Origin of the sequence: Sphingobacterium sp. BIGb0165 (assembly GCF_024810095.1) — a bacterium.
GTDB classification, from domain to species: domain Bacteria; phylum Bacteroidota; class Bacteroidia; order Sphingobacteriales; family Sphingobacteriaceae; genus Sphingobacterium; species Sphingobacterium detergens.
In genome coordinates, this window is sequence record NZ_JANUEB010000013.1 from 15,720 (window position 1) to 30,370 (window position 14,651).

Sequence of the window (14,651 nt, forward strand, 5' to 3'; positions counted from 1 at the left end):
AAATTCTATAGAAAGGAGGTCATTTCGGAAATACAATAACCAATCGAATAGGCCAAGAAAACAACTGAGCGATGCTGGACACATCACTCAGCTAAATTGTTTGACGGGCTTGCACCAGTGTATAACACTGGACTTATTAACGTGAATTAAATAACCAATCAAACACACAAAGATATGTTTTTTAAACCATATACTGGACGGGCTATGTATCGTCCAGCGATCCGATTATTACTCTATATGAAATTAACGGTTATGCTATGTATTGCTGCTGTCCTACAGACCTTCGCAAGTGTCAAAGCACAGAAGATTACCGTAAACGCGCAGCATGAAACTTTAAAAAAGGTGATGAAATCCATTCAGAAGCAACAGGGGTATCGCTTCTTCTTTCGCGGGGCACAGATTGCCAATATTCCGATTACTGCGCGTATTGAGGAGGCTAGTTTACAACAAGCTATGGATATGATTGTCGCGGGAAAGAATTTGCAGTGGACGCTCGTCGATAAGATGATTGTGATCCGCGAAGCAGAGAAGACGGTTCCCGTCTATACCTATGTACAGCATGAAATCACAGGAGTCGTACAGGACAACAACGGTAAGCCGATTGCGGGGGTTACTGTGCAGATTAAAGGAACAAGCAATCGTACCCAGACGGATGCTAGTGGCCGATTTAAACTGAGTGGAGCGGCGCAGGCTATCTTGCAAATCTCTTCTGTGGGTTACATGACGCAGGAACTGTCGACAAACGGTAAGAATACAATACAAGTTGTACTGCAAAATTCCAATATGGACATCGGTGAAGTTGTCGTCATAGGTTACGGGTCTGTCAAAAAGTCTGATTTGACAGGATCCGTATCGAGCATAGGATCCAGTCAAATTACACAGGTCAATACCGTTTCCAATGTGGCGCAGGCACTACAGGGGCAAGCAGCTGGTGTTCGGGTCAATCAGGCCTCAGGACAACCCGGTGAAGCAATGAAAATTCAGATCCGAGGTATCAATTCACTTTCCGCCAGCAATGATCCCTTATACGTAGTCGATGGTATGCCCTTGGATGGTCTATCAGCACAGTTGAACCCAGAGGATATCGAAAATATTTCTGTACTGAAAGATGCCTCTTCAACCGCGATCTATGGTTCCCGAGGAGCCAATGGGGTTATTATGATTACCACAAAAAAGGGAAAAAGTGGCAAGACACAAATTGGATATAGCAACTATTTCGGTGTACAAAACTTGCGGAAACGTATTGATGTGCTCAATGCACAGGATTTTGCCAATCTGCAAAACGAAGTAACCCAAAATAATAATATCACCAAAAATGAAAACAAACCTTTGCCATGGACTGACGAACAGATCCGCAACCTAGGTAAAGGGACCGATTGGCAAGATTTGGTGTATCGTTCGGCAATGGTCCAAAATCATGACCTTAATCTTAGTGGTGGTAATGATGCGACAAAATACTACACCTCTTTTGGTTATCTTAATCAAGATGGAACTATCCGCAATTCTGGATTTCAACGTTTATCTTTTCGAGGTAATATTGAACATCGGTTTTGGGATCGGGTGACCTTTGCGACATCGATGTCTCTACAAAATTCGAAGTACAACCGCGCACAATATGAAAGTGCCGATGGTGGAGGAGGGATTCCTTGGTCCAGTATGGTATTGCCTCCGACGATGCAGGTTTATGACCAAAATGGAAATTATACCAAGTTTACGGGGGTATCCTGGGGTGAGACAAACCCTGTTGGATTATCCGAGAATTGGAATAATACTTCCAACAATCTTCGCATTATTGGAAATGCGAGTTTGGCCGTGGATATTATGGCTGGTTTAAAATTGAAGAGCAGTATTGGAATAGATCAAGGAACAACCAAAAATGATCTTTACTATCCGGGCACGATTAGTTTGGGACAACGGACAGATGCAAATGGAAAACCAATTTTTGGCGTCGCATCCAAAAGTTATAATAGCTCTGTCACAATTATTAATGAAAATGTCCTGGAGTACGAAAGAGATTTCGGGCAGCATCACATCAATGCTGTGGCTGGATTTACCTATCAGAAGAGCAAAGGCGATAATCTCAATAGTGGTAGCGGTATTGGTTTTGTCAGTGATTTGTATGAAAACAATGCTATTGGTTCGGCTATTACGAAAGGCTTGCCTTCTACGTCTTATGGAGACAATAAACTAATATCCTATCTTGGACGGATCAATTATGGTTTCGCAGACCGTTATTTTCTGACATTGACAGGCCGATACGATGGCTCCTCACGTTTTGGCCTTAATCAAAAGTTCGCCTTTTTCCCCTCAGCAGCCTTGGCTTGGAATGTTCATAAGGAAGAATTCTTAAAAGACCAAGAGCTGATTTCTCAATTTAAAATCCGCGGATCTTATGGGAAATCCGGGAATCAAGGTATAGGTAACTACCAGACACTGGCCAATGTGAGTGCAAGGGATGTCGTATTTGATAGTAAAATCGGAACAGGCTTTTTCCTGTCTTCGATGGCTAACCCAAATCTCAAATGGGAATCAACCAAGCAGACAGACTTGGGCTTGGAGTTGGGATTCTTGGACAACAGGATTCAGGTTGTGGCAGACTACTATAACAAACGCACAGAAGACCTATTACTCAATGTGACCTTGCCTGGATCAAGTGGCTTTAGCTCCGTATTGCAAAATATAGGTGTTGTTCAAAATCGTGGATTTGAATTTCAGGTTTCTGCCCGACCAAATATAGGGGAGGGATTTACTTGGAATACTTCACTCAATCTATCCGCCAATCGTACCAAAGTATTAGACATCGGACTCGACGCGTATGGACAGCCGATTACCTACAAGGAAATCGGGACTGGTGGCAACTGGTTCCCCACCATTGTAGGCCAATCCATGATGCAATTGTATGGTTTTACTGTGGAAGGTACCTACAAGACCGATCAGGAGGCGAAAGATAATGGAGAGCCAGATAAGCGCGCAGGAGATTACCGTTTTAAAAACTGGGACGGTCAGGGCCTTGTTTCGGCAAGTGAGGATCGGACGGTAATTAGTCATTTGGAACCCAAATTTACTTTTGGTTTTAATAATCGCTTTACCTACAAAAATATTGATTTTTCCTTTTTGATCGTCGGAAGTTATGGCAATGATATTGTCAATGAATTCCGTAAGTACAATATTTCGCTCAATGGCAATTGGAATCCCACGTATGAGGCCTACAATAACCGTTGGACGGGTACAGGAGAAGCGCAGTTTGATCGCCCAAGTGAAAAAAGTGGCAGTGCAATCCGAGACTATGCCAACTCGCTGTGGGTAGAAAATGGCTCTTATTTGCGCTTGCGTGATGTGACCATAGGCTATACCTTTCCCAAGAACCTATTGCAATCCTGGCGTTTGTCCAACCTCCGGGTGTATCTCAGTGCACAGAATTATTTGACCATTACCAAGTATAGTGGTTATGATCCGGAAGTATCTTGGGCTTCCGCGTCTGTCAATGGTTGGGACCGCGGTAACTATCCCGCTTTTAAGTCCATTACCGCAGGTTTAAGAGTTAATTTTTAAATACGAGCAATTATGAAATTAAATTATATCCTTTGCGTTCTGTTGGCCGCCGGTCTGTTACAGAGCTGTGAAAAATCCTTGCAAGAGACGCCAAAGACGGTGATTTCACCGGATGAATTTTTTAAGAACCCGAGTAGCTATGAATCAGCAGTAACAGGTATCTACGCTGATTTTCCACTGTATGTAGTGTATACACATGAGATGATTACCGATCTCTATGCAACACCTTCTGCATCAGCCGAACAAGCCTTGCCAATTTATAATAATCAACCTACACCTGATTATTACAATGCAGGTGGTGCATGGAATACACCCTATGCAGTGATTAAGAATGCTAATTTTATTTTGCAATATCTTCCCAATGCGCCATTGGATGATAGTAAAAAGACACAATTAATTGCCGAGGCCAGCTTCTTGCGGGGGTATGCTTTCTTTAATCTGGTACAATTGTTTGGTGATGTGCCGTTACCATTGAAGATTCCTCAAGATTACAATAGTCTAAGATTGCCCCGAACTGGACAGGCTCAGGTTTACGAACAGGTGTTAAAAGATTTACTGTACGCTGAGCAGAATCTTCCTGACAAAGCCGCACAGCAGGGACGGGTGGATAAAAACGTGGCTACTGCACTTCTGGCACGCGTATACCTGACTATGGCCGGCAATCCACTCAAGCAAACCCAGTATTATAAAGATGCGCTGCAAAAGTCTACAGCGGTGATCAACTCTGGAAAATACAAACTTATGGATGATTATGCGCAGGTATTTCACAATACGAAGTATACCAGCGAATCCATTTGGGAGAAGTTATATGAACCAGGTCGTGGTTCCAATTTCTTGAACGGCTCATCCAATACTTCTCCTGGTTATAATCCGACCCTGGTTCCATCAAACAATTTTATGGCGAGTTTTTCAAAAGGTGATCGCCGTTTTTCCTGGGGGATCATTAGCAACTACATCAAGCCTGATAAAAAGGTTCTGGACCGCCCATTTTTTCAGAAATTTGTGGATACCGTCTCTATCAATCGAGGGGATTTACCCTCACAGGCAAGTATTCCATATACTGTTCCCATTATCCGATTGGCAGAGATGTATCTGATTGCCGCTGAAGCCGAAAATGCAATCAATGGTCCTGCAAATGCCTATAGCTATATTAATGCTATTCGTAAAAGAGCACGTATGGATAAAAATGATCCTACACAGGTACCTGATTTGAGTGGATTATCCAAGGAACAATTCCAACAGGCGGTTTGGAGAGAGTTTGATTGGGAATTGCATGAAGAGGGACAGTCTTGGACGATTATGAAGCGAACCAATACATTTGACCGTATTCAGAAACAACGTGGTGCCTCGCTGAACGTTCCTGTCGGACCATACAACCAGACCTGGCTGATTCCGACCACCGAAGTGACCAACAATAATATACCACAGAATCCCTTATATAAATAACAATATTTGACTAGGGGCAGAAAAAGTGCAAATTAATTGGACAACTAGAAAGAGTATGAAACAACAAGCTGTCCCAAAAGAAAAGCGAGCCCCTGAAAAATGAATAGTTAAAAAGAGATCAAGGGAGATTAGAGCAAATTTAAAAAAAGGGGCCGCAGTTTTGCGGGCGGCTCCTGAAAATAAAACAACTAAAATAAACGGATTTGTAGGGACAAATTCGTTTATTAGTCATCTTGTATAATAAGAGGTTAAAATTGAATTATAATAAGAAGCTAAAATTGACCAAACGATAACCAAATGAAATATTAAAATTATGAAGATAAAACCAAGTCTAGTTCCCAAAATATTGTTTATTGGTCTGAGCTGTGCACCTATGTTTACAATACAAGCGCAACAGTCTGGTACAATCAAGCGAGTTTACGTCAGTACAAAGGGCAATGACCAAAATCCGGGAACAGTAGCGCGGCCGTTTGCTACCGCCGAGGCAGCCTTGCGTGTCGTTGAAAAATCCAAACAGGGAAAGGCGACAACTGGAATCGAAATTATTTTTACTGGCGGCACTTACTATCTAGACAAACCAATTCAAATATCTGCAGCGCGGTCCGGTACAAAAAAACTACCATTGCGGATCAAAGCCGCAGACGGAAAGCAAGTTATCCTCAGTGGAGCTAAACCGCTTGATCTGAAATGGGAGCAGGGAGATAAAGGAATCTGGAAAGCCAAAGTTCCTGCGGGAATGAGTTTCCAAAGTTTATATGCCAATGATGCACACCTGATTCGGGCGCGGTATCCAAATTATGACGCATCCGTACTACCCTTTCAGGGCTACGCTGCTGACGCACTGAGTCCAGAACGCGTTGCCACCTGGAAAAATCCGACAGGAGGTATTGTACATGCTTTACATTCAGGTCGCTGGGGTGGATTCCATTACCGTATTACCGGAAAAGATGGAGCATCAAAGGTTACATTAGCAGGCGGAGAGCAAAATAACCGGCCAAGCCCAATGCATGAAACCTACCGCTATGTCGAGAATATAGTTGAAGAACTTGACAGTGCACAAGAATGGTATTTGGATGAGGGGACAGCAACTCTGTATTATATGCCATCTAAAGGTAAAGACCCCAATCAATTGAAATTTGTAGCACCACAGCTGGAAAATTTGATTACAATCGCTGGATCTGCCAACAATCCAGTGCACGATATCGAAGTCAGCGGTATCCGCTTTACGCATACTGCACCTACGTTTATGAAAACAGCCGAACCTTTGTTGCGTAGCGACTGGACCATCTATCGTCAAGGAGCAGTGAAGATCGAAGGTGCTGAAAACTGTATCCTTCGTGCCAATGATTTTATCGAATTGGGTGGAAATGCGATCTTCGTTAACAATTACAACCGTGGTGTAAAGATCAGTGGTAATCGTATCGAACAGATCGGTGCCGGTGCCATCAATTTTGTAGGTGATCCCGAGGCTGTACGTTCACCAGCGTTTCGCTATGAAAAATTTGTTCCACTCGATCAGATGGACACCCTCAAAGGTCCTAAAAGTAATAATTACCCCATGGATTGTGAAGCCAGTGACAATTTGATCCACAGCATCGGTCTGATCGAAAAACAAGTGGCAGGTGTACAAGTGTCTATGGCAGAGTCTTTACGTATTTTGCACAATACAATTTACAATGTACCCCGCGCAGGGATCAATGTAGGTGACGGCACCTGGGGCGGTCATGAGATCGCTTACAATGATGTTTTTAGCACCGTGCTGGAAACCAGCGACCATGGTGCGTTTAATTCCTGGGGACGTGATCGTTTTTGGCATCCCGATCGAAACAAGATGGATCAGCTGACAGCAGCTCACCCAGACTTGATCTTACTGGATGCGGTCAAAACAACCAAAATTCACGACAACCGTTTTCGCTGTGATCACGGATGGGACATTGATCTGGATGATGGATCCTCCAACTATGAAATATACAATAACTTGTGTTTAAGTGGCGGGTTGAAATTGAGGGAGGGCTTTTACCGCAAAGTATATAACAATGTGATGCTCAACAATGGTTTTCATCCCCATGTCTGGTTCCAAAATAGCCATGATGTCTTTCGCAATAATATTGTGATGCATGCTCATCAAGATATTCAGGTGAAGTATTGGGGGGATGAGGTGGATTACAATATCTACGCACGACAAGAAGATCTTCAAAAAGATCAGGCCAAAGGCATAGAAAAACATGGGCGTGTTGTTGCGATGAATTTTGTCGCACCTGCTCTAGGCGATTTTCGATTGAAGAACTGGAAAGACCAAGGTTTCAAAAATTTTGATATGCTGCATTTTGGTGTGACCAGCAAAAGACTGAAAAGCCTTGCTGCCAGCCCTGAGATACCGCAGCTGATACAAAAGGATACAAAAGAGCAGGGCGTGAAGTGGGCTTGGAAAGGCGGGCAATTTAAATCTGTTGAAACATTGGGCGAACAGTCAGCGGCAGGTCTGCCATCGATCGCAGGTGTATTGGTCCTTCAATTGGACGAAAAGAGCACACTTTATAAAAGCGGTTTGCGGACAGGCGATGTGGTGCTAAACTATCAAGGTGAGAAGACAGATCAATTAACAGATCTGCAGCAAGCGATTAAAAAACATGTCCACGCCGATCAACCAAAAGTTAATGTCTTTAGAAATCAGCAACAGCAGGAATTGAATTTGCAACTTTAGTAAGTCATCTACTGTATGATTAATAGCCTGGTACAATAATAAAATGAGGTTGTCTAAAGTGTGAAGTGACAACCTCATTTTTATTTCATATACGTCTTCCGAAAATAGTATTGTTGAAGAAAATTATTGCTTGGCTCAGAAATTATAGATAGGAAAGGATAACGTTAAGATGTCAATTCTAAAATCAATAGCCTCGCCAAAGCCAGGGGATAAAAGATTTAGAATTTAAACTCGTCAATTGTCAGGTCGTTGAAAAGTAGCTTTGCACAATTTTCATGATTCTGGGTAGTGCCCTGTACATACCAGATGACGGTATATTTTCCACCACGTCGGATCTGTTTACCACGTTTTGCTTTTAAATGATGTTGCCTGAAGATCTCTTCATATTTTGCTAACGCTCCCTCATCATAATGAAGGGTAATCTCATAGGTATAGCGCATGCTGATCCGATCGATAATATTCTGAATGTATTTAAAGACGATAAGCATTAAAAATACGGCAACGGAACCAATTGTTGCTTCTTTGTAATAACCCGCACCAATGGTCATGCCCAGAGAGGCACAGATCCATATGGTGACTGCCGTAGTGAGCCCCGATACACGGTTTTCTTCCTTAAAGATGACACCTGCGCCTACAAAACCTATTCCCGTAATGATATTGGCAGCGATACGGTCGGGACTTCCCGGTCCACCCAGACTCAAGGAGAGCATGGTAAACATGCAGGATCCTAGTGTGACCAATATCATGGTCCGCAATCCCGCTGATTTCAGCTGGTACTCCCGTTCAAGCCCGATAATACCACCTACAATAATAGAAAATAGAATGGGATGGATGTCGTCAATAAAATTCATGTCCTCGCTTTTACTTACCGTAAAAGTAGCGTGTTTCTGTTTTATTTACAACGGACTTTTGTTTGTTCGCTAAAATTATTTTTGGTCATCGATCGAATGATAAATATTGTTGGGATAAGGAGCTTGATTATGGGATGAATGACCATAACATTGGACGGTTTAGGGAGGAAAATATACATTTTTTGAAAATAGTTCAGGACAATTTTTGATTTCAAACGTTATGTACTAAGTGTTAATGAATAATCCTTACGATAAAATTTTAAACCAAAGTTATGAGACAAACTATTATCCTGATTTCAATTGGCCTGCTGGGCTTGTTAAGTTGTAAGAAAGCCGATAGGCTCGTTGCAAATGATGTACTTAAAGCAAAGGCTCTTGCCAATGGCATGGTATTGGGGACGACCTACTATGTCGACCCATCGGGTAGCGATGACAGTGTTGGTACAAGTGCCGGAGCCGCATGGAAGACACTAGCCAAAATTAATGCTTCAGTGTTCAGCCCTGGTGATCGGATCCTTTTCAAGAGTGGCGGCGTATGGAATGATACCCTGCATATCAAAAGCTCTGGAGCCAGCGGAGCTGCTATTGTGCTTGACAAATACGATGGTGAGGTACGACCCGTCATTAACGGCGGCGGGAAAAGAAATGGTTCCAATACCCTATTTTTAAATAAGGTATCTTATGTTGAAGTGAATAATCTGGAATTGACCAATACAGTGCCTAGTGGAACCAGTTATGCGGCGACAGGAATCCGGGTCAATGGTGGTACCGATATTGCGATAAAGAACTGCTACATTCATCATGTCAACGCCGCATTTGATAATCAGCCGAATTTTGTAAAAGCAACCGGCGGTATTATTATTGATGGCACGGTAAGTAATGTTTTAGTACAAAGCTGCCATATTGCCAACTCTTCGGTCACTGGTATCCGCACTACGGGTACAGCGACAAATGTACTATTTGGCGATAATCTGCTGGAGTATATCTATGGCGACGGCATTATTATGGCCGGAGCGACAGGGGGCTGTAAGATTACCCATAATACGGTCTATAAAGCCTGTATGAATACAACCAACTATAACTATGCGGGAATATGGACTGTAAAGAGCAAGAATACGGTGGTCGCATACAATGAAGTATATGGATTGACCGGTGGTGGTGCCAATGACGGTATGGCCTTTGATGCCGATGGCTACGATGCCAACTCCCCGACCAATGGTGATATTTTTGAATACAACTATTCCCATGACAACAACGGCGGCTTTATGTTGTTTATGTACAATTCGCAGAATATTACCGTGCGTTATAATGTCAGTGTCAATGATATCGGAACGACCGGTAAGAAAAAGCTATTTCTTTTCAACGGTAGCACAAACCGCAATCACCAGATTTATAACAATGTATTCTACATTAAAAACCCGGGGGGTACCATCTTCCATAGTGCTCCGTATGGGACTTATTCCAATAATATTTTCTATGTGGCACCTTCGGCTACAGGTTTGGTTTTAGCCAGAAATGATGCCGGTAGTACAATTCCATTGACAACGCAGACAAGGTTCAACAATAATAACCTTTACCCTGGCAATATATTTACTGCATTCAATTGGGGTACCTCAGTACAGAGCAATAGCTTTTATACAGATCCTGTTTTCTTAAATCCCATCTCCGGAACTGGTTTTGATATTGCCAAAGGCTATGATGTAGATCCCAATTCCCCTGTCCGCAATGCGGGGATACTGATTGCGGGCAATGGCGGAAAAGATTTTGTCGGCAATGTTTTACCAGCGGGCAATCCAGATGTCGGTGCATTTCAACATGCGGTAATTTCACAGGCTGGCAGTAGTCTTGCCGATGCCTATGTACGCAATGGTACCTATGCCGGTACCAATTATGGTACATTGCCGGATCTGATCGTAAAATCTGATGCGGTATCTTATGCGCGCAAATCGTATATCAAATTTGATATCGCGGCAGTTACGCTACCGAAGGTAAGTTCGGCAAAATTAAAAATGTATGTCAGTGGTGTCAATACAGCACCCCAGCGTACGATCAATATCTATAGGACAGGTACCAGTTCCTGGCTGGAAAATACCATCAACTGGAATAATGCGCCAATGGATACCGTATCAGCTGGGAAGATCGTTGTTTCGGGAGTCGGTCTTCAGACCATTGATGTGACGCAAGCGATCAACAGACAGTTGACAGGTACAGATCGTAAGGTGTCGTTCCTGTTTCTGAATACCGGAGCCGCTTCCTCATTCAATGACATGGCATTTAGCAGTCGGGAAGCAGCGGCAAACAAACCGGTCCTAGAACTTCAATATTGATAAATTTTAAAGGAATTTTATTTTCCTCGGGACAATCTGGCTTCTCAACCGTCTTCGTATAAGATGATGTTCGCACAGGCTGGTTTTGGTGCCTATGCTTTTAACCATGACAAGCAAAAGAGCTATAAGTATTATCGGGAGATGATTCAGACCTTAAATCCAGTAAACACAAATTAATCAGGCGAATAAGAAACCAGGTAAACGATATATAAAGCAATAGTAGAAGGGAGTGTAATTTTTTACATTCCCTTTTTGTGCTTTTAAACCAGTTATCCAAAGGGTATCCACCAATCGCTGGGCTTCGCTTGCCATCCACAGCGATAATAGGGAAATATTTGTCTAAGTTAAATTATCATTGTTCTTGATGTTGCTATTTGTAAATAGGAATATCAGGCTACCAAATAACGGTACAAAGACGATCATTCGAAAGGAGGGAAGCAGGAAAGGCTGGTAACGTGCACGGCGTTTGAAAAGTATATAAAGGGAATAGATTTTCAAGATAAATTCCAGCACTGCGAGTAACTGCCACAGCACAATATCGGCTACAAAAAATGGTGATGGCACGCACATGATATTTGCGCTAGACCAGACAAGGAGCAATTTTGATATGCAGCTTGAGCAGCTACAGCTGATGACCAAAGCTTTCTTTAATGATGAGCTTTCGTATGATCAAGTTGTCCATCGCAAAGATTGGTAAAAGTAAAAGTAGCCCCAAGGGATTATCCTGGGGCTACTTTCTTTATCGTTTCTTTTTTAACAAATTCATCTTTGACGAAGCCAATTGATGCATAAACGATACGTCCATCTGCGTTAATGATATTAATGATTTTTTGAAACTTTTGGTTTGATTGGTGTAAAATGCTTAACTTAAAGGGATTAAAAGCCATAAGTTATGAAATATCCACTCATAGTCTTTTTTATTTCTCTGATCTTTTCGTTTGCAGCGGCGCAAACATCTTCGAAAAAAACTGCAGCCATTGATCCTGATCGTTGGATGAAGCAAGAACTCGCTAGGGCAAAGGTCAAAACAGCGCTTAAAAACTATGATAAAAATTTTTTTAGACCAGATTCGGTCCGTATCATCGGGTATATAGAAGGCTATAGCCCCAAACTCGGTTTTACCAGTGGCATTATCTATTGCGGCAACCAATTGACCAGAGAGGATTATCCGGCTACTATCCGGATATACCCTGATGGCCGTTTTGAGACCAGTTACCTGACCACAAATCCAGAAATGTCCTACCTGTGTTTTAATGACGCGATCTATAAGTATTATATCGAACCCGGTCAGACCTTGTCCATGATTTTGAAAGCTTCGGCGACCGGCCAATTGGAACTGTTGCGGTACGGTGGGCCGCTTGCTCCGGAAAATCAACAGCTTACGGATTTTAAATGGGAGGACAATCGGAGGAAATTTTATGATCATGTTGAAAAGCTGCTGAAAGAAAAGCCGGTACAACAAACCAAAGCGGGGATTGTTTCGACATGGGATTCCATCCGACAGGATGTAAATGGCCGTCTGGCGACAGCAGCATATACCTCTAAGGTAAAGCATTTGATCCGGAGCGATGTGGACGTTAATTACGCTACGCAGCTGTTGGATCTCCAGATGTACCGCAATGGGATTTCAAAAAGTGACAGCCTAAATCCTTATCTTAAAGAACCCCTTCTGGGAGATTATTTTGATTTTATAAAGCGCCTGAACCTGAATGATCCTGCACTGTTTGTCCCAAGGGAGTTCTCAACATTTATCAACCGCTTTGAGTACTCACCGTTATTTCCTACCACCAAACTTTATCAGATAATGAACAGCCAGCGGAAAGTAGACTTCTATCAGGTATTGGATTCCTTAAATCGAAATGTGAATGGGCCGATAGCCGGTACGTTGGTTACCGAAGCAGCAAAACTACGGACATTAAAATCCAGGATATCAAGTGTTCAGGATACAGCGCAGATGGCAAGGATCACAACGAGCCTTTTGACGGGGCTGACAAATGTGGATTTAAAAAAAGAGGCCTTAGCGTTGAACGAAAGAGTGAAAAAAACGATGGCAGGCTACGTATTGCCACAGACGGAATCTGCGGCTGTATTTAAAAAACTGACCGATAAATATCGTGGTAAGGTCGTTCTTGTTGATTTTTGGGCGGAATCCTGTGGTCCTTGCCGTGCCGGAATCGAAAGGATGAAAGAAGAACGATTAAAACTCAAGGATAATCCCAATCTCGTATTTGTTTTTGTGACGGATAGCAGTGGTACCCCAGATATGAATTTTTACAAGGATTATGTCGCCAAAAATCATATGTTCGAAAGTTATATTGTTTCATCAGACGAATACCTGGCGCTACGGGAGCTATTTAAATTCAACGGAATACCTCGGTATATTCTGATGGATCCCGATGGTAAGATCCGCAATGATGATTTCCCGATGCATAACTGGCGTTTTGAACTGCCCAAGAACTATCCACAGTTATTTAAGAATATGTTTATGCCGGGAAGTTAGCGGTAAATTATATAAAAAATCCGCTCCCGATAAGGAGCGGATTTTTTCAACGTGCTTACGATTTATCTTATTTTAATTTATTGATGTGATAAACCTGGGTTACACCCGGATCAATTTCAGCACCTTTTTTTACACTGTTATTCTTAATATTATACTCGTAAATAAACCATTTTGATGCTGGTGTTTTTACGGCAGTATACAGGTTGCCATTTTCGATCAGGTTGATTGTTGTCGTCGGATCGCCGCCTGTCATTTCAGCTAGGTTAGCGACAATTCTTTTATTGGCAACATCGATTACATAAGGTCTGATATATGCTTTTCCTTCACCCAACCAAGCGAGGTCACCGCCTTTTACCGCGTAGTCTTTTAGGTCAAATAGATAGTTTTTATCAAATTGAGTCTGACCATTATTGACACGCATCAATGCGTAGGTACCATCCGTTTTACCACGGGTCAATACATATAGATTATTGTTGTCATCCAGGAAGGAGTAGTTCTCTCTTTGCCAGTGACCCGCTACATAACTTGCTCTGTCGTCGCTCATCACGTGACCGTTTTGCATGCTTGGGTAATCACAGATATAGACGTAAGCTTTCTTGTCTACCGGCTTGTAATCGTAGTTATAATAGAAGAAACCAAAATACGCTTTTCCACCGCCAATGCGCATACTGGTGACATTGAGGATCGTCGGATCAACACTGCCATCGGGCTTATAAACGGTATAGTCTAACGTTGGAATCTGTGCTTTTAAGGTTTTTGAGATCGTCATATCCTTGGTATTCATAAAGTAGATGTCCTTTTCAAATACTTTTTTCTCTAGGTTTGCGTCGCTCGCTCCTGTTCCCGTAAAAACAATTTCATCCGTGCTGCTAAACTGGGCTGCGACTTTTCCTAAATAGAAATCGGTTGGGAAAGCATAATTATCAACCTCTTTGAATTGCCCGTTTTCTGTCAGTTGGTGTTTACTAAAACGGGTTCCGTCATTGGATAAGTAATAGTAACCATTGAAAACATAGGCATAACCTGCATATCGTGCTTGTGGCAGGTTGCCCGTGATGTCGACCCCTTTATTATTCGCAGGCGACAATAAGGTATCTTTCATGATTTTATCGGTCGTCAACAGGTACGATCCATTGGTTGTAGCCACCCAGACAGAATATGCGGTTGGTATGGTTTCTGTAACTTCAGGGATGCTCGGGCTATCTTTGCAGGAGGATAGTAATAGTCCTGCTAATGCACAATAGCCAAATAGTCTATTTTTCTTCATGATT

The 14,651-nt window shown here is 42.5% G+C and carries 8 protein-coding genes; 6 read left to right on the top strand and 2 right to left on the bottom strand.

The window, feature by feature from the left end; genetic code table 11:
• The first annotated feature begins 174 nt into the window (after positions 1-174).
• The 3 genes from M2408_RS25555 to M2408_RS25565 all read left to right on the top strand — a co-directional run bounded on the left by M2408_RS25555 (position 175) and on the right by M2408_RS25565 (position 7,702).
• Positions 175-3,552, top strand: a complete 3,378-nt coding sequence (locus M2408_RS25555) for a TonB-dependent receptor (protein ID WP_259187398.1) — start codon at positions 175-177, stop codon at positions 3,550-3,552.
• 12 nt (positions 3,553-3,564) lie between these two features.
• Positions 3,565-4,998 (top strand): RagB/SusD family nutrient uptake outer membrane protein, encoded by a 1,434-nt coding sequence (locus M2408_RS25560; RefSeq protein WP_259187400.1) that lies wholly within the window; start codon positions 3,565-3,567, stop codon positions 4,996-4,998.
• Between the two features lie 313 nt (positions 4,999-5,311).
• Complete coding sequence (locus tag M2408_RS25565) at positions 5,312-7,702, top strand: PDZ domain-containing protein (protein WP_259187401.1); 2,391 nt, start codon at positions 5,312-5,314, stop codon at positions 7,700-7,702.
• Between the two features lie 218 nt (positions 7,703-7,920).
• On the opposite strand, the gene M2408_RS25570 is transcribed toward M2408_RS25565, so the two are convergent.
• Positions 7,921-8,553, bottom strand: a complete 633-nt coding sequence (locus tag M2408_RS25570; RefSeq protein WP_259187402.1) for an MgtC/SapB family protein — start codon at positions 8,551-8,553, stop codon at positions 7,921-7,923.
• 272 nt (positions 8,554-8,825) lie between these two features.
• Here M2408_RS25570 and M2408_RS25575 point away from each other — a divergent pair, with 272 nt between their 5' ends.
• From M2408_RS25575 to M2408_RS25585, 3 genes are all read left to right on the top strand, one after another.
• Positions 8,826-10,880: a DNRLRE domain-containing protein gene (locus M2408_RS25575; protein ID WP_259187403.1), complete on the top strand. Its 2,055-nt coding sequence runs from the start codon at positions 8,826-8,828 to the stop codon at positions 10,878-10,880.
• A 568-nt stretch (positions 10,881-11,448) separates the two neighbouring features.
• Positions 11,449-11,577 carry a hypothetical protein gene (locus tag M2408_RS25580; RefSeq protein ID WP_259187405.1) on the top strand — a complete coding sequence of 43 codons (129 nt, stop codon included), beginning with the start codon at positions 11,449-11,451 and terminating at the stop codon, positions 11,575-11,577.
• 195 nt (positions 11,578-11,772) lie between these two features.
• Positions 11,773-13,380 carry a TlpA disulfide reductase family protein gene (locus tag M2408_RS25585; RefSeq protein WP_259187408.1) on the top strand — a complete coding sequence of 536 codons (1,608 nt, stop codon included), beginning with the start codon at positions 11,773-11,775 and terminating at the stop codon, positions 13,378-13,380.
• 67 nt (positions 13,381-13,447) lie between these two features.
• Here M2408_RS25585 and M2408_RS25590 read toward each other — a convergent pair whose 3' ends face one another.
• A complete protein-coding gene (locus M2408_RS25590) occupies positions 13,448-14,647 on the bottom strand; it encodes a hypothetical protein (protein WP_259187410.1) in 1,200 nt (399 codons plus the stop codon).
• Positions 14,648-14,651 lie beyond the last annotated feature (4 nt).